10 protein-coding genes are annotated in these 18,737 nt (G+C 38.1%); all 10 read left to right on the top strand.

Translation table 11 applies throughout. From position 1 onward, the window contains the following. The first annotated feature begins 517 nt into the window (after nucleotides 1–517). The 10 genes from Ana3638_RS01665 (at nucleotide 518) to Ana3638_RS01620 (ending at nucleotide 18,724) form a co-directional block, all read left to right on the top strand. Nucleotides 518–1,216, top strand: coding sequence for an RraA family protein (locus Ana3638_RS01665; RefSeq protein ID WP_161836445.1), 699 nt, complete (start codon nucleotides 518–520; stop codon nucleotides 1,214–1,216). A 78-nt stretch (nucleotides 1,217–1,294) separates the two neighbouring features. Beyond that, on the top strand, nucleotides 1,295–2,689 hold the full coding sequence (locus Ana3638_RS01660; protein ID WP_161836443.1) for an ABC transporter substrate-binding protein: 1,395 nt from the start codon (nucleotides 1,295–1,297) through the stop codon (nucleotides 2,687–2,689). Nucleotides 2,690–2,799: 110 nt separating this feature from the next. Then, nucleotides 2,800–3,600, top strand: a complete 801-nt coding sequence (locus Ana3638_RS01655) for a sugar phosphate isomerase/epimerase family protein (RefSeq protein ID WP_161836441.1) — start codon at nucleotides 2,800–2,802, stop codon at nucleotides 3,598–3,600. A 206-nt stretch (nucleotides 3,601–3,806) separates the two neighbouring features. Continuing rightward, complete coding sequence (locus Ana3638_RS01650; RefSeq protein WP_161836439.1) at nucleotides 3,807–4,742, top strand: BKACE family enzyme; 936 nt, start codon at nucleotides 3,807–3,809, stop codon at nucleotides 4,740–4,742. Nucleotides 4,743–4,865: 123 nt separating this feature from the next. Next, nucleotides 4,866–6,056, top strand: a complete 1,191-nt coding sequence (locus tag Ana3638_RS01645; protein WP_161836437.1) for a thiolase family protein — start codon at nucleotides 4,866–4,868, stop codon at nucleotides 6,054–6,056. Nucleotides 6,057–6,188: 132 nt separating this feature from the next. Further along, nucleotides 6,189–7,616, top strand: a complete 1,428-nt coding sequence (locus Ana3638_RS01640) for a four-carbon acid sugar kinase family protein (RefSeq protein WP_161836435.1) — start codon at nucleotides 6,189–6,191, stop codon at nucleotides 7,614–7,616. Nucleotides 7,617–7,802: 186 nt separating this feature from the next. Then, nucleotides 7,803–8,540, top strand: a complete 738-nt coding sequence (fabG, locus tag Ana3638_RS01635) for a 3-oxoacyl-ACP reductase FabG (protein WP_161836433.1) — start codon at nucleotides 7,803–7,805, stop codon at nucleotides 8,538–8,540. Nucleotides 8,541–9,027: 487 nt separating this feature from the next. Continuing rightward, entirely contained in the window at nucleotides 9,028–12,498 is a 3,471-nt protein-coding gene (addB, locus tag Ana3638_RS01630) for a helicase-exonuclease AddAB subunit AddB (RefSeq protein ID WP_161836431.1), read from the top strand. Then, on the top strand, nucleotides 12,482–16,219 hold the full coding sequence (gene addA / locus Ana3638_RS01625; RefSeq protein WP_161836430.1) for a helicase-exonuclease AddAB subunit AddA: 3,738 nt from the start codon (nucleotides 12,482–12,484) through the stop codon (nucleotides 16,217–16,219). Before addB ends, addA begins: the two co-directional genes overlap by 17 nt. 273 nt (nucleotides 16,220–16,492) lie before the next feature. After that, on the top strand, nucleotides 16,493–18,724 hold the full coding sequence (locus Ana3638_RS01620) for a methyl-accepting chemotaxis protein (RefSeq protein ID WP_161836428.1): 2,232 nt from the start codon (nucleotides 16,493–16,495) through the stop codon (nucleotides 18,722–18,724). Nucleotides 18,725–18,737 lie beyond the last annotated feature (13 nt).

The following is an 18,737-nucleotide window of genomic DNA, read 5'->3' as shown; positions in this document are numbered from 1 at the left end:
ATTCAGGTAAAATCTTCATTATGTCAAACATAGGTTGACATATATGGCATTAATTGATTTAATTAAGGTTATGATAAAGCCAGGTAAACGTTTTATTATTAAAAGAACTATTTTTCTATGGTTTTATCATTGAAAAAACATGTTATTAACACTATTTTTTAAAAAAAATATTAAAAATTTTACAAAATAGTTAAAATAGCAGGGAGTTATCTTTGTAATTCAGACAAATAAAGTATAACATATATTTCTTATAAAGAAAACAGTTTATCAAAAACAATTTTATATGTGTATTTTATCCTCAAATCCAGGATTTGTGTATAAAAAGTAGTGAAAAATTAATAAATATTGAAATTTTTATTCATACTAGCCGAAGAAAACGATTACCCGACAAAATATAATGTATTTTGGTTAAAAAATGAGTAGAATAAAACTATAATTTATCTATAATTACTAATATAGCGCAGAATCAATGCGGCTAGCAGAGAATCTAAAATAACTTTCTTAGGAGGCACGGAGAATGAATAAAGAAAACGAAGAATTATTAAAACTTTTTGAGCCATTACGAGTAGCTGATGTTCGTGACGGTATGGACTGGATGGGATATCATCATTACGGTTCCATGGATTATAAGATCAGACCGTTATACAGGACAAAAGCAGTAGGTATTGCAAGAACTGCAAGATACTTACCTTATGAAGGACCGGACCCAAAGGTTATCGGCGATGAATATACCCAGTGGTCTAATTGGTATTATGGCAATGTTTGTACTTACCCTTGGTTTGAGGAAATTGAAGAAGGAGATTTTATTGCACTTGATATGTCTGGCATCGATGTTGGTTTAATGGGTTCTGAAAACGGACTAGGAGCCAAAATGAAGGGTGCAAAAGGTTTCGTAACCAACGGCGGCGGAATCAGAGATACGGACGAAGTAATTATGCAGGAAATTCCTGTATGGAGCTATTTTGTATCACAGAAAATGGACCAGGTCAGGGCTAGATTTGATGCAAAAGATGTACCGGTAGCCATAGGGGGTGTAACAGTACATCCTGGTGATGTAATTGTGGCTGACGGTGACGGTGTTATCGTAGTGCCAAGAGCCATAGCAAAAGATGTTGCGAAATATGCTCACCGCGAACTATTTAATGATAAGAATGCCAGAAGAAAAAAATATGAACAACTTGGCTGGGAATTGGATAATACAGTAATTAATGACTAATAAAAAGAGAATTATTTTTTAGGTACCTGGTAATCGTTTACAAGCTGTCAATTAAAAATTAGGAGGAGAAAAATTGTTATGAGTAGAAAAATTATAAGTTTAATATTAGTATTAGTATTAACAATCTTTACTTTCAGTGGATGCGGTTCTAAATCGAATACGGATACAGCATCTACCAATGAACAAAATACTGCAGCAACAGTAGAAAATACCGCTGAGAACAGTACCGGAGCTGAGCAGACTGCATCTGGTGATACCATAGAAATTCGTTTCGCCTGGTGGGGTGATACGGCAAGAAATGATGTTTACAATGCTATTTGTGACAGATTTGAAGAAGCAAATCCTGGTATCAAAGTAGTACGTGAACCAAGTTCCTGGAATGATTATTTTGATAAGCTGGCAACTCAGGCTGCAGGCAACAATGCACCGGACGTATTTGGTATGCATGTTCAATATGTATCTGACTATGCCGGAAGAGGTGCCTTAGCTGAAATTCAATCCTATGTTGATAATGGAATTATTGATACAAGCAAAATGTCAGAAGCTGTTGTTAACAGTGGTAAATTTGGAGATAAGCTTTACATGATTCCACAGGGTGTTACCTTTACTAATCAGTTAGTTAACGCTACGTTATTAGAAAAGTATGGAATTGAAGTTCCGAAGTATGATACGGATCAAACCTGGGATGAATTCAAAGCTTTAGGTGAACAGCTTGTATCAAAGGCTAAAGATGCCGGTGAAGAGGCTTACCTTTCCTCTGATATGTCAACACAATTTACCATGTTCCGTTATATGGCAAGACAAGCCGGCGGTGACTTATATACAGCGGATGGTAAACTTAACTTTACACAGGAAACAGTTGAGCAATGGTTTACTTACTGGAAAACTTTAAGAGATGAGGGATTAATTCCGGATGCCTCTTCTTCAACAGAAGATGCAACCGCACCGGTTGAGCAGAAATTCTTTACAAAAGGCGCTGTAGCATTTACCTGTACACCTGCAAACCAGTTACATTTATATCAGCAGCAGATGCCTGATTTTAAATTAACTCTTGCAAGGAATCCTGTCGGCAATGACGGAGCAAGAGGGGAATACTTAGAGGGTGCACACTTTGCAATCTCCAGTGCTTCCGATGATGCTAAAAAAGAAGCAGCAGCTAAATTAATTAACTTCTTTGTTAATACACAAGAATCCATGGAATTATTTAAGATGGAACAAGGTGTTCCTGCTAACAGTGATATGGCAGAATACATCAAAACTTTACTTGATGAAACTATGACAAAAGAAATTGATTATGTTAATGCAACGATTCCGGTTGCCGGAGAAGGAACTTATGCACCGGTCGGAGCTACTGAAATTAATACAGCTTTCAGTGATGCAGCAGCCGGAGTACAATTTGATGAAGTATCTCCTGCAGATGCGGCTAAACAGTTTATGGAAGCTGCACAGACAGTATTAGACAGCAGCAACTAATAAATTAAGGTATCATATGGTACCAGTAAGCTTTTTGCTTCCCCTGTCACATATGGCGGGGGAAGTTTTAAAACATATGAGAAAACGTTTACTTCAGAGGAGGGAGTGTATTGCAGGTCGGATGTGCACTTTTGTCGGAAGAAGATATTTCATTGGCAAAGGAAATAGGTTACGACTATATAGAGCTTATGGGAAAGTATTTAGTTTCCTTATCGGATATGGAATACGGGAAACTGGTACAAAAACTAGACAATTATCAAATACTTTGTCAGGGAATCAATGCATATTGTCCTAAGGAAATAGTAATCGCAGGACCGGGTTTTGACATAGAGAATGCTTATCAATATGCAAAAAAGTGTGCAAAAAGAGCTAAGGAGGCAGGTGCTAAGTGTATCGGCATAGGTTCTCCTAACTCTAGGAATCTGCCGGAGGGCTTTCCAAGAGAGATTGCGCTTCTGCAGTTATCAGAGTTTTTAAAAGTAACAGCAGAAGAGTTTGGTAAATTTAATATTACAGTTTGTCTTGAGGCACTTGCTCCTTGTTATTGCAATTTTATAAATACAGTGCAGGAAGCGGTGAATGTAGTAAAAAAAATTAATTGGGAAAATATCAGAATCGTCCTTGATTTTTATAATATGGAGCATATTGGGGAAGCAGATGAGGACTTAACGGATTACATCCCTTATATTGCCCATACACATATCTCGGATGACGATGGGGCACCGAACAGACGGTACTTCTTAAAAGAAGAAAAAGCAATGATCCACCAAAAAAGAATAAGTAAATTATATAACTTGGAATATAAAGGCGCAATCAGCGTGGAAGTAGATTTGCCGGTTCATCAGGCAATGGCACAAAAGTCTTTTGATATAATAAAAAAATCTATTATAAGTAATTGGGAAGCTAAGTAGTTTTCGTAATTACCTTAAATCTACTATAGGTAATTGTTAAATGCCATTATTGCATCTATATCCCATACAATTAATACAATTTTAGAGCCAAATCTTGCCAGGAGGGCAATTGAAGCTAGAAACAAGTATCAATTGTATGGATATTCGGAAAACTATATAGTTTCGCAATTAGTTATAAATCTACTATAAAGTAAGGAGATAATATTATGGAAAGAAAAATTAAGAAAGTAGTTATTTCGGCAGCGATTACCGGTGGAGTACATACCCCAACCATGTCACAGTATTTACCGAAAACTCCGGATGAAATTATAAAAAATGCAGTGGATGCATACAAAGCCGGAGCAGCTGTCGTACATCTTCATGCAAGAAAAGATAACGGAGAACCAACTGCAGATCATAAAACCTTTGAATATATATTATCCAGCATTAAAAAAGAATGTGATGTGGTTATCGGTATTACAACCGGCGGTGCACAGGGTATGACGGTGGAAGAAAGGTTTGCGGTTATCGAACGTTTTAAACCGGAGATGGCTTCCGCTAACGGCGGATCCATTAATTTCTGTTTCAGCAAACTTGCAGATACCATGCCTAATCCGGAATATGACTGGGAAATTCCTTTTATATCAAGAACCTATGATAATGTATTTAAAAATACCTTTAAAGATATGGAATACTGTATCAATATGATGAACAAGTGTAATACCATGCCGGAATATGAAGTATTTGATTACGGTCAGCTGAGCAATCTCGCTTACTTTAAGAAAAAAGGAGTAATCACTCAGCCAATTTATATTCAATTCGTACCCGGTATCATGGGGGGAATGCCTATCAGCATGGAAGGATTAATGTTTATGATTGATCAGGCTAAGAAAACATTGGGCAACGATATTCAATTCTGCAGCGTTGGTGCCGGAAGAAGAATGTTCAGAACCGAAACTTTCTGTGCTTTAAACGGAGGTAATGTTCGAGTTGGTCTGGAAGATGGACTTTACATCAAACCAAATGGTGAACTGGCAGTAGATAATGCAGCCCAGGTTACTAAGATTAAAAATATTCTGGAAGCTTTGGATTATGAAATTGCAAATACAGCTGAAGCAAGAGAAATGCTTCATTTAAAGGGAATCGATAAAGTTGAGTTCTAATACGATTTCAAACTGAGGGAATCAAAAGGTTAAGGAAGTTTTTGAATACGAATAATTGCATGAATAAACAGAAAATTAATATTTCGCAGGCCGAATCAGGAGCGTAAAAAAGGAGATGTGGGAATGTTTGAGGATATAGTAGTATTGTCGGCAGTGAGAACCCCCGTAGGCAGTTTCGGCGGATCCCTGAAAGACATCAGTACCATAGATTTAGGTGTAATTGCCGTTAAAGAAGCAATAGCAAGGGCAGGAATAGATTCCAAAGAGGTTGAGGAGATCGTGATTGGCTGTGTAGGACAATATGGATTAAATCCTTTTCTTGCCAGATTGGTAGGATTAAAGGCGGGGTGTTCGGTTGAAAGCTCAGGGCAGACCGTGAACCGGTTGTGTGCTTCCGGACTTCAGGCTATTGTAACCGCAGCAATGACCGTTGACCATGGTGATGCGGCGGTCTGTGTAGCAGGCGGCGCGGAAAATATGAGCAGTTTTCCTTACAGTTCCTATACGAACCGCTGGGGTGCCAGAATGGGAAATGCTGTTTTAGTGGATGATTTAACTATGGCTCTTAGCGAACCGGTAGCAGGTATGGAGGGAACAGATATCCATATTGCGATTACAGCTGAAAATATTGCGGCAAAATATGGCATCACCAGGGAAGAGGCAGATACTTATGCACTTGCAGGCCAGAATAAGGCAAAAGCAGCCATACAAGCAGGCAAATTTAAAGATGAAATTGTACCGGTTGAAGTAAAAGAAAAGAAACAGGTACGGCTTTTTGATACGGATGAGCATCCAAGGGAAACCAGTAAGGAAAGTTTGGCAAAACTTCGTACCATTGTGAAAAAAGACGGTGTAGTAACCGCAGGAAATGCTTCCGGAATAAATGATGCGGCAGCTGCCATGGTAATTACAACAGGAGCAAAAGCAAAAGAAATGGGCTGCCAGCCTATAGCTAAAATAATAGATTATGCAGTTGCAGGTGTTGATCCGGATTACATGGGTATGGGACCGGTGGCTTCTACGAAGAAGCTTTTGAAAAAAGTTAATCTACCTTTATCCGAAATTGGTTTGGTGGAATTAAACGAAGCATTTGCAACCCAGGCTATCGCTTGTATCAAAGGATTAAACTTAAATCCGGATATTGTGAATGTTAACGGAAGCGGAATTGCCTTAGGGCATCCGATTGGTGCTACCGGTGCCGTCATATCCGTAAAACTGCTTTTTGAAATGAAGCGAAGAGGTGTGAAATATGGTATTTCCACCCTTTGCATTGGAGGCGGTCAGGGCTTAAGCGTATTATTTGAATGTCTGTAATTAAGGTTTCGCTCTTTTTATCAGCGGCGGTAAGTTAAGATGCAATCTTCAGTGATAAATAAGCTCTTCCTTATTGTATATTGCAACACTTATGCACCATGGCGGGAAGAGTGATATAGGATGGGTGTGAATATGAATGAAAAAAATCTAACAATCAATGTACTTTCCGAATATCGGGAGTATGATGTTAAGCTTGTAAATGAAACTTATTTAAAAGAAATCAAGCAGTTAAATAAAAAGATTATTGTGTTGGATGATGATCCCACCGGAGTGCAGACGGTACATGATATCTACGTATATACAAATTGGGATAAGGACAGCATCCGCTCCGGTTTTCTGGATGAAAACAAAATGTTTTTCATATTGACGAATTCCAGAGGGCTGACTGAAGAAGAAACCGGTAAGCTTCATAAAGAGATTGCGGAAAATGTTTGTGCCGTATCTAAGGAATTAAACCAAGAATTTATATTAGTGAGCCGGGGAGATTCCACACTAAGAGGACATTATCCCTTAGAGACGAAAGTTTTAAAAGAAACTTTAGAAGAAAACTCTCAGATAAAAGTTGACGGTGAAATAATCTGCCCTTTCTTTCAAGAGGGGGGACGTTATACCTTAAATGATGTCCATTATGTTGCCGAGGGAGAAATGCTGGTACCGGCGGGTAATACGGAATTTGCCAAGGATCGGACCTTTGGTTATGCAAGTTCCAATTTAGCGGAATGGGTGGAGGAAAAGAGTAAGGGTGAATTTAGGAGGGAAGATGTTATTTCAATTTCCCTGGAGGAATTAAGAACTCTGGATTACAACACCACCGTTTCAAAACTGAATCAAACAAAGGGCTTTCAGAAAGTAGTTGTAAATGCCATTTCTTATGAAGATATTAAGGTATTTGTAGTTTCCTTAATACGTTCCATGAATCAGGGGAAAAATTTCATGTTCCGTACCGCAGCAGCTTTAACGAAAGTATTGGGCGGTGTATCGGATAAAGAAGTTTTGACAAGTGAGGAACTTAAAAATACCGAAAACCGCAACGGCGGAATTATCATTGTCGGTTCCCATGTAAATAAGACTACCAGACAGTTGGAACAGTTAAAAAGCAATAAAAAAATTAAATTTATTGAATTTAATGTACATTTGGTAGTGGATGACAATAAATTTCGAGATGAACAGCAAAGAGTTATTAAAGAAGCGGAAGAATCTATAGCAGAAGGAACTACCGTTACGGTTTATACCAGAAGAGAAAGATTTGATTTAAATACCGGCAATCGGGAAGATGACCTTAAGTTATCGGTTAAAATATCGGATGCGGTTACCAGTATTATAACCTCTCTTACCATACGCCCTAATTTCATCATAGCAAAGGGAGGTATTACCTCCAGTGATGTAGGAACGAAAGGACTATCTGTAAAAAAAGCCTTGGTATTAGGACAGATTTTACCCGGTATTCCAGTTTGGCTGACCGGAGGCGAAAGTAAATTTCCGGATATGCCTTACGTAATTTTTCCCGGTAATGTAGGCAGTGATACTGCACTTTTTGATGCGGTAAATAAGTTAATGTAGCTAGTTCCATTAAGTACTCCCGGAAGCAGGTAGAAAATAAAACTTTTCGAACCTTACAATTTCAGAGCTGAATTTTGTCCTAAAGGAATTTGAGGTTATGAAATTCGTATTAATTGTATGGTAAATTCAGAAAACTTTAGTTTCGCAATTACTTAGGATACTTTTTTAATGAAAGGAGAAAATACAATGCGTTTTAATAATAAAGTTGCAGTAGTAACAGGTGCAGCCCAGGGAATCGGTGCGGCGATTGCAAAACGTTTATATACAGAGGGAGCCGTTGTTGTTTTACTTGATATGAGTGAGGATAAGTTAAAAGCTGTTGCAGGTGAAATTGACCGTACAGGTGAAAAAGCCTTTGCACATATATGTAATGTAGCAGATAAAGATCAGGTTAATCAGGTATTTGGTGAAATTGAAGCTAAATTCGGAAAAATAGATATTCTTATAAATAATGCCGGAATAACCAGAGATGCCATGTTACATAAGATGGAAGAAGAACAGTGGGATGCCGTAATCGATGTAAATTTAAAAGGAATCTTTAATTGCTGTAAAGCGGTTGTTCCGGGTATGAGGGACAGAAAATACGGCAAAATTGTTAATCTTGCCTCGGTATCTGCCTTTGGTAATATCGGACAGACCAATTACGGTGCTTCAAAAGGCGGTGTTATCGGTTTTACAAAATGCCTTGCCAAGGAAATTGCACGGAATAACTGTACGGTAAACTGTATCGCACCAAGTTATGTTAATACCGAAATGCTCCAGGCAGTACCGGAAAATGTCATGCAGAAATTTTTAGCTGCCATACCGATGAACCGCCTGGGTGAACCGGAAGAATTAGCAGCAGTTGCAGCATTTTTAAGCAGCGATGATTCCAGTTTTGTTACCGGTGAATGTATCGTAGTATCCGGTGGATCTTATATGTAATATTGATTAAGTTATTTTACTATTAAGATTCGAGGGTCAAACGACATACAAATAATCTACACTCGTCTATTTTGCACATCTACCGCCATATTACCGTGATGTTTCATATAGTTCGATGAGCAATTGTATAAAGTCATTGGTACTTAGGTCCTGATTTTAGGACCTTATATAACACTACGCACTTAAATAAATAATAAATTGAGGAACTGTTTTAGAAGACTTTGAATTTTTTCTGTTTATTTCCCAGGGAACAATTCAGTCTAAAAGAAACAGTTCCTTTTTTATACCGAAACCTATTCGTAAATAATGTAGAATTATGATATAATGAAAGCGGAATGAGGAACTGCGAGCTTGCTCGCAAGTTACGATTGGAGCAACAAGACCATGAACCGCATCTGTTCATGGTATAATGAAAGCGGAATGAGGAACTGCGAGCTTGCTCGCATAGTTTCGCAATTACCTATACACCTTACCAGGGAGGAAGCATATGTCGTTACAGTTTGTGATAGGAAGATCCGGTTCGGGAAAATCGTATCAATTATATAAAGAGATCATAGCAAAATCAATACAGAACGAGGATACCAATTATCTTGTTATTGTACCGGAGCAATTTACCCTGCAGACACAGAAAGATATTGTTTCCCAACATCCTAACCGGGGGACCATGAATATTGACATATTAAGTTTTAAACGTCTTGCTTATCGTATTTTTGACGAAGTCGGCGGCAATGATAAACCGGTTCTGGAAGATACCGGCAAAAGTATGGTTTTGCGTAAAATTGTGGCTTTAAAGAAAAAAGAATTGGAGTTATTTAATCATGATGTTCAAAAGCAGGGATTTATTGATGAATTGAAATCACTGATTTCTGAAATTTACCAGTATAGTATCAGTATTCCTGTGCTTGAGGAAATGAAAATGGCTATGGCAAATAAGCCGCTTCTTCACGGAAAACTCCATGATATTATTATTATTTATAAAGCCTTTAAGGAATATCTGGATAAAAAATATATTACCGCCGAAGAAATCCTGGATGTTCTTTGTGAGGTAATTGATCAGTCAAAGCTGATTGAGAAGAGTATTATATGCCTGGATGGCTTTACCGGTTTTACTCCCGCCCAATATAAATTATTAACGTTACTAATCAAAAAGGCTAAAAAAGTATTAATCACTATCACCATTGATAAAAAAGAACTGGAAATTCCGGATGAGGAATACCAGCTTTTTCATTTAAGTAAAAAAACGATAAAAAAACTTACGGATATAGCAGAAGAGGAGGATATGGAACTGGATCCCCCGCTGTTTGCGGATGAGAGTTCTCCTGTAACGATACCTTACCGTTACCGTAACAGTCCTGCCCTGGCTGCCCTGGAAGCTAATTTATTCCGCTATCCGTCAAAAAGCTTTGAGGAGGAACAGGAAAATATCAGTATCCATACTGCCAGGGATATAAGACAGGAAATTATTTTTGTCATACAGGAAATTAATAAGCTGGTTCGTGAAAAGGGGTACCGTTATCAGGATATTGCAGTTGTAACAGGGGATATCGCTTCTTATGGCAGAGAGCTCAGAAGGGAATTTGAGAAAGCAGGGATACCCTGTTTTATAGATATTAAGAGAGAAGTATTATCCAATCCATTTGTGGAAATGATTCGCTCTGCATTAGACATTGTACAGAACAATTTTGATTATGAGAGTGTGTTCCGTTACCTGCGTTGCGGCCTTGCCAATATAGAAACAGCGGATGTAGATATACTGGAGAATTACGTCATAGCCTTAGGTATCAGAGGATATATGAAATGGCAGAATAATTGGACTCGCGTCTACCGGGGACAGCAGCAAGGTGAACTTACAAGGATCAATGAAATCAGACAAGCCTTTTATGATGAAATCAACCCTTTATATGAAGTGCTCTCCGACAGGGAAAAAACAGTTAAGGATTATACATTAGCCTTATATGATTTTGGAGTAAAAATGGAAGCAGCCGAAAAATTAGAAGCATTCTCCCTGACTTTTAATGAAAAAAACCAGCTGGGTGCGGCAAAGGAATATGAGCAGATATACGGTATTGTGATGGAGTTGTTTGATAAATTAGCTGAACTTTTAGGAGATGAAGTGATATCCTTAAAGGAATACATCGAAGTCCTTAAGGCCGGTCTTACAGAAGCGAAAGTTGGACTTATCCCACCGGGACTTGACCAGATTACGGTAGGTGATATTGAAAGAACAAGACTAAAAGACATAAAAGCTCTGTTTTTCGTTGGAGTTAACGATGGAATCATTCCGAAAAGTAATGGAAACGGCGGTATTTTAACGGATATGGAGAGACAGGTATTCCTGGATCATAAGATCGAAATGGCTCCTACCATAAGGCAGGCCGGCTTTACGGAAAAATTCTACCTTTATCTGAATATGACCAAACCCCAGGACAGGCTGTATATTACTTTCAGTAAGTTAGACGGGGATGGTAAAAGTGTAAGACCCTCCTATATTATTGAAACGATACGAAAGTTATTTCCTAAATTAAAAATTCTCGATGAAGATATGGAAAAAGAGGATATTTCCCATATCCTGGGTAATAACGGCGGAATGGATTATCTCATTGATGGACTTCGGAAATATCCTTATGAGGATACAACGGATCTATGGAATGAGTTATTCAGCTATTATTATTCCAATGAGGAAAATAAAGAGCTGATACAAAATCTGATTCAGGCTGTCTTTTATGTAAACAAAGAAAGAGGATTATCAAAGCAGATAGCAAAAGAATTATACGGAAGTTCCCTGACCGGAAGTGTAACCAGATTCGAACAGTATGCAGCTTGTGCGTTTGCCCATTATATCAGTTATGGATTGGAGTTAATGGAACGGCAGGAATACCGGTTAGCTATCCCTGACATAGGTAATCTGTTTCATAATGCCATTGAGCTATTCTCCAGAAAAATGGCAGGCAGCGAATATAACTGGCATACCATCCCGGATAATTTAAGAGAGGAATGGGGAAGCCAGTGCGTGAGGGAAGCAGCTGACGGTTATGGGAATTCCATATTTGGAAGTTCTAAACGGTATCAGTATATCGTAAAACGTGTTGAGCGGATTACAAAAAGAACCTTATGGGCATTGTGCGAACAGATAAAGAGAGGTGATTTCGAACCGATTGGGTTTGAAGTATTTTTCTCCGGTGAGAATGAACTTAACAGCCTTAAGATCGATTTGTCGGAAAATGAGGGCATCCGCCTGTTAGGCCGTATTGACCGACTGGATACTTATGAGGACGAGGATAAACTTTTGGTGAAAGTTATAGATTATAAATCCGGTAATACTTCCTTTGATCTTCTTTCCGTTTATTATGGTTTACAGATACAGTTAGCAGTTTATATGAATGCGGCTATGGAATTAATGGAGCGGGAACACCCGGGTAAAGACATCATACCGGCTGGAATCCTGTATTATAACATCGATGATCCCTTAGTAGTAAAAAGCAGCCATGTGGAAGACAGTATTCTTAAGGAACTTAAGATGAATGGGATTGTAAATAGCAGCGGTGAAGTCATTAAACATATGGATAACAGCTTTTTAAGTGAAGGAGAGGAATTAAGGCCCTCGGTGAAATCCGATGTGATTCCTGTTGAAACAAATAAAGACGGATATCCGACGAAACGTTCCAGTATAGCAGACCGGCATAAGCTAAAGGCGGTTGAAAAATATGTAAAAGATACGGTTTACCATTATGGCAATGATATATTAGCCGGAAAAACAGATATAAAACCCTATCAGATGGGCAAACGAAGTGCCTGCGATTATTGTATTTACAATAGTATCTGTGGTTTTGACAGCAAACTAAACGGATACTCTTATCGCAATCTGGCCTCTTTGTCTGCAGAAGAGGTCTGGGATAAAATAATGAAACAGCAGAAAACGGTTAAGGAAGGAGTGGATAAGGATGTTTTGGACCAGTGAGCAGCAGAAAGTAATAGACTTAAGAAACAGAAATATCCTGGTATCGGCTGCAGCCGGTTCCGGTAAGACTGCTGTTTTGGTAGAACGGATCATTTCCATGATTACGGAGGGGGATAATCCCATTGATATTGACCGTCTGCTTATAGTTACCTTTACCAATGCGGCCGCAGCGGAAATGCGGGAGAGAATCGGTGAGGCCATAGAGAAAAAGATTGCGGATATGCCGGATAACATCCATCTGCAGAAACAGGTGACTTTAGTTCACAGTGCGCAGATAACGACCATACACAGTTTTTGTTTAAGCGTTATACGAAATCATTTTAATACCATTGATTTAGACCCTTCCTTCCGTATAGCAGACGAAGCGGAACTGACTTTAATGAAATCCGATGTAATCAGTGATCTTTTAGAAACTTATTATGAAGAGGGAAGGGAAGAATTTCTGGATTTCATTGAAAGCTTTTCTTCCGGAAAATCCGATGGAGCGATAGAAGAGCTGATTTTACGGATTTTTAACTTCTCCATGAGTTATCCCTGGCCGGAAGAATGGCTGGAGGAGAAAAAGGAAAATTTTACCATAGGTACGCGGGAAGAAATGAAATCCTCCGATTGGATGGGTGCTTTGCTTAAATACCTGAAAACAGTAACAAAAGATCTTGTTATACGATGCCAGGATGCAATACGGATTTGTGAGGAAGCAGACGGACCGGGTGCTTATATCCCGGCATTAAAAAGTGATGAAACTTTGCTGCTATCCTTGCTGGAACTAAATGATTATGACGATTATTCAGCCGTTTTAAATAGTTTTTCTTTCGCAAGACTATCCGGTAAGAAAGAAGAGGGTGTAAGTGATGAAAAGAAAAATCAGGTAAAAGCGATTCGGGATGAATTAAAGAAAGCCATCGGAGATTTATGCAAGAATTATTTCTTCCAGTCCACGGAAGAAATGTTAAACGATATTAAAGCCATGGGAGGTCCGGTTTCAGTATTAATCAATCTATGTAAGGATTTTTCAGCTGTCTTTGCAAAACGTAAATCAGAAAAAAATATAGTGGATTTTCATGATCTGGAACATTTTGCCCTGAATATACTGGTACAGAAAATAGACGGGGAAATGGTACCTACTCCTGCCGCGGATGAACTCTGTGAACATTATGCGGAAATTATGATAGATGAATATCAGGACAGCAACCTGGTGCAGGAGACCATATTAAACAGTATCTGCAGAGAGAGGTATGGCAATCCGAATTTATTTATGGTAGGGGACGTGAAGCAGAGTATTTACCGGTTCCGATTAGCGAGACCTGAGATTTTCATGGAAAAATATGATACCTATGATTTGGAAGACAGTAAGCACCAAAGAATAGATCTTCATAAAAACTTCAGGAGCAGAGCTGTGGTATTAGACAGTATTAACTTCATTTTTGAACAGATCATGACGAAAAAACTGGGGAATATTTTATATGATGAAAAGGCCGCGTTATATCCCGGAGCCGACTTTGGAGAGCAGACAGAGGGAGTTTCTGTGGATACGGAGGTTATCTTAGTCTCTGTTGAACCCGCCCAAAAGGAAAGGGATGGGGAAATTCTACCAGAGAATGAATCAGGGGCGGAGAATGATACGGAAGAGAATGAATATACAGCCAAAGAGATAGAAGCCCGCGCTATAGCGAAACGAATGAAAGAATTAACTGATCCGGAAAAAGGACTTATGGTATTTGATAAAAAGGATAAGATTTACCGGAGGGCAAGATATGGTGATATTGTGATTCTGTTAAGGACCATGAGTAACTGGGCGGAAATATTTGCTGATACCTTTGCTGCGGAAGGAATCACTTCCCATACGGAAACCCAGTCCGGTTATTTTTCCACGCTAGAAATCCGTACCGTATTAAACTTATTAAAAATCATAGATAATCCGAGACAGGACATTCCTTTTACCGCGATTCTCCGCTCACCTATTGTAGATTTAACCAGTAATGATCTGGCCTTAATCCGAATACTCAGAAGACGTATTTCCATGTACGAAGCGGTACAGGAATATAGTAAGGAAATGTCGGATGAACTATCCGGTAAATTAGAAAAATTTATGGTTAAATTAGATCAGTACCGTGACATGGTGGTTCATTACTCCATTCATGAATTGATATTAAAAGTTTTAGAAGATACCGGTTACTATAATTACGTAGCAGCCATGCCGGCCGGTGAGAAGAGACGGGCAAATATTGATATGTTAGTTCAGCGAGCAATCCGTTTCGAGGGCAGCAGTTACAGCGGATTGTTTCATTTTGTACGTTATATTGAAAAACTTCATAAATATGATGTTGATTTCGGTGAAGCAAAAATAGCAGGTGAAAATGATAATACCGTGAAAATTATGAGTATTCATAAGAGCAAAGGTTTGGAATTTCCTATTGTATTTGTGGCAGGTATGGGAAAGAATTTTAATAACCAGGATTCCAGAAGCAATCTTTTAATCCATCCGGATTTAGGTATCGGTATTGATTACGTCGACCATAATTTGAGAATAAAGGCTCCAACCTTAGTTAAAAAAGTGATTCAGAAAGAATTAGTATTAGAGAATCTGGGAGAAGAGCTGAGGGTGCTTTACGTAGCTATGACCAGGGCTAAGGAAAAGTTAATTCTAACCGGAGGCATTAAAGATCCGGTAAAATTACTGGTTAAATGGAGCAATACCTGCAGACAGAAAGAGAAACAGCTTCTTTATTATCAATTAAGTAATGCAGCCTCCTATCTGGACTTCGTGATACCATCCCTTATGCGATACCGGGGATTTGAAGAAATTCTAAAAGAAAACGGTATCAGGCAGGATTTAAGTAATTCCTTATATAATGCAGACACCAGGATAGTAATAAAACAATATTCCTACGAACAGGCAGCCGAATATGAATATATGACACAGCTTTATAATAAGGTGAATCAGGATGATTTTAAACGTTGGAACACAGAGCGGATATTTAATGAGGAGGTACGAAAAGCAATAAACACCTATATGGAATATAAATATCCTTATCAGACGGAAACCAATATTCATACGAAACTTACCGTATCGGAACTTAAGAGATTAAGCCAGTATGAAGCAGAAGATTTTGGAGTGCCTGTAAAAGGTACGGCCGGAACAGGAAAGGAATTTCCGGTTCCTGAATTCAGTAAAGATACGGACATAACCCGTGGTGCTGATCTTGGTACACTCTATCATACCGTATTGGAAGCTTTGGATTTGACTCAGATTAAGTGCAGAATGGATATTGAGGAGATACTTTTGGACCTGGTACACAAAGGAAAAATAAGAGAAACAGATAAATTGGTACTGGATATAGATAAGTTATATTCCTTTACGTTCAGTTCCGTTGCGGAGAGAATGAGAAAAGCAGCGGAAGCCGGAAAACTTTATAAAGAACGGCAGTTTGTCATGGGGTTAAAGGCCTGTGAAATTAACAGCAGTTTAAAAAGTGAAGAAACAGTTTTAGTGCAGGGTGTCATTGATGTATATTTTGAAGAAGACGGTAAATGGATATTACTGGATTATAAAACAGATGTGGTAAACGGAACGGACGGAGAAGAACAGTTAATCAGACGATACCGGGTACAGCTGGATTATTATCAAAAAGCGCTGGAACAATTAACTGGGAAAAAAGTGAAAGAAAGAATCCTTTACTCTTTTGGTTTAGGAAAGGAAATACATGTTAAACAAGAATAATGTATTATAATGCAGATTAATGCAGATTGATGTATTATCTTGAAATGGATGTAGTATTTGACAAAAATGAGATAATTTGTAGAAAAACATTTTATTTTAATAGTTTATGTGGTATAATTATATACATGTTAGACAAAATACATAAAAGGGAGTATATATTTTTGTATATATTGTTTTAATTCTGCATTATATTGTACTCTCGTAAAATATTATGTAAAATTTACAAAAGTTAAAAGTCATGACCTACAAAGGGGATGCAGGAGGAATCAAAAGATGAAAATGAACAATGATTCAATAACGGGGAATGAAAGTAAGAAAAAGCTGAAGGATTTTATGAAAGCCGAGAAAAAGAAAGAGGCTATGGAGGCGAAAGCGAAAGCGAAGCTTGAAAAGGAAAAGAAGAAACTGGAAGAAAAAACGCAAAATGTAAAAGAAAAGAAACAGAAATTAAAAGCAGAAGTAAAAGAAAAGAAAAATATCTTGAACCAGTTTAGAGGCATAAGAGCAAAAATATTAGTTGGATTTTTTATTCCTGTAATATTGTTAGGGGTTTTTGGTGTGGTATCCTATCAGAAATCAGCGGATGCAATTATAACAAATTATGAAAAAAGTACAACTGATACTTTAAATGCAGTAAGTAAATACCTGGAATTGGGGTTAACTTCCGTATCCGATAAAGCAATTGAATTTTCACTCAGTAAGTCTGTGGAAGAATACTATAGAAGAGTGAACGAAAAGGATACGCTTGAGAATGTAACAGCGTTAAGACAGCTTCAACAGGAAGTTATCGTTATCAGAGAAACGAATTCCTTTATTAATTCCATTCATATTATGGCTAATGTAGGTACTCCGATTTCTACCTTGTCTACACCTCCGAGAGATATTTATGCACAGTATACCGCTTCGGATGACGCCAAGAAAGTATTGGAAGATACCTCCAGAAATGTTTGGGTAGGAAAACATGAGACCCTTGATAAACTGTTGGAAATTAAAGATTCAGATTATGTACTGTCAATGATTACAAAGTTATCATTCAGTAACGGATTAATATTTATGGATGTATCCATGAAAGAAATCATGAATGTACTGAATGATATCAATACCAGTAAAGGCAGTATTATTGGTTTTGTAACCGGAGACGGAAGAGAAACTTTGACGAATCCGGATTTAAAGAACGTTTTTCCTGAAACGGATTATTATAAGGCTGCGGAAGCAGGTGAAGATAATAGCGGATTCTCTTATCAAACCTACAAGGGTGAAAGCTATCTGTACATATACAGTAAAGTTGGTGAAACCGGTGCTATGGTATGTGCACTGATACCTAAGACAGAAATTTTAAAGCAGCCCAGTGCCATTAAGAACTTAAGCATTATCTTTATTACATTTGCATGTATATTTGCAATATTGGTAGGAACAATTATTGCAGGTGGTATCGGCAGTGCGATTACAAAACTTGTTAAATCCATATCATTGGCAGCACAAGGTGATTTAACAGCTAAGTTTAATACAAAACGTAAAGATGAATTCCGTATATTGGCGAATGGTCTGTCAGATATGACGGCGGGTATGAGCAATTTGATCGGTGAAGTCGCGGGTGTCGGTCTTAAGGTTACGGAGTCGGCAGATTTACTCTCAACTACATCAGAGAAAATCTTAGGTGCTACCAAAGATATTTCCTTTACCATTGATGAGATTGAAAAAGGAGTGGTACAGCAGGCTGAGGACACAGAACATTGTCTTGGTCAGATGTCCAATCTTTCTGAAAAAATCAATCAGGTATACAGCAGCACCTATGAAATTGAAAAAATAGCTAATAATACGAAAGGCATTGTTGGCGAAGGTCTGGTTATTATCGATGAATTAAATGATAAATCCAAAGCAACAACGGATGTTACACAGGTAGTAATTAAGGATATTGAGGCGTTAGTGGAACAATCACATAATATCGGTAACTTTGTGGGTATTATTAATGAGATTGCATCCCAGACCAATTTACTTTCCCTGAATGCTTCTATTGAAGCGGCCAGAGCAGGTGATGCAGGACGTGGATTTGCAGTTGTAGCAGATGAAATACGTAAACTGGCTGATCAGTCCATGCAGGCTGCTAGTCAGATTCAAGGAATCGTAACAGAAATTCAGAATAAAACACAGGGTACGGTAGTATCTGCAAAACAAGCTGAGAACATAGTAGAATCCCAGACAGAATCTTTAAATAAAACAATCAGGGTATTTGAAGATATTAATAAACATGTTGGAAGCCTTGTTACGAACCTGGATAATATTTCAATTGGAATTAAAGGTATTGAAACTGCCAAAGAAGACAGTATGGATGCTATCCGTAACATATCTGCAGTAGCGCAGCAGACAGCAGCAGCTTCGGAAGAGGTTAGCGCAACGGCAAATGTTCAGATTAATTCTGTTGAAAACTTAAGTCAGTCCGCATTAGAACTTGCTAATGATGCGAAGAAGTTAGAGCAGGCAATTCAATTATTTAAAATTCAGTAAAATTTTATGGTAA

The sequence above is a fragment of the Anaerocolumna sedimenticola genome (genome assembly GCF_009931695.1).
Lineage (GTDB): Bacteria > Bacillota > Clostridia > Lachnospirales > Lachnospiraceae > Anaerocolumna > Anaerocolumna sedimenticola.
This window is presented reverse-complemented; position numbering and strand designations above follow the sequence as displayed.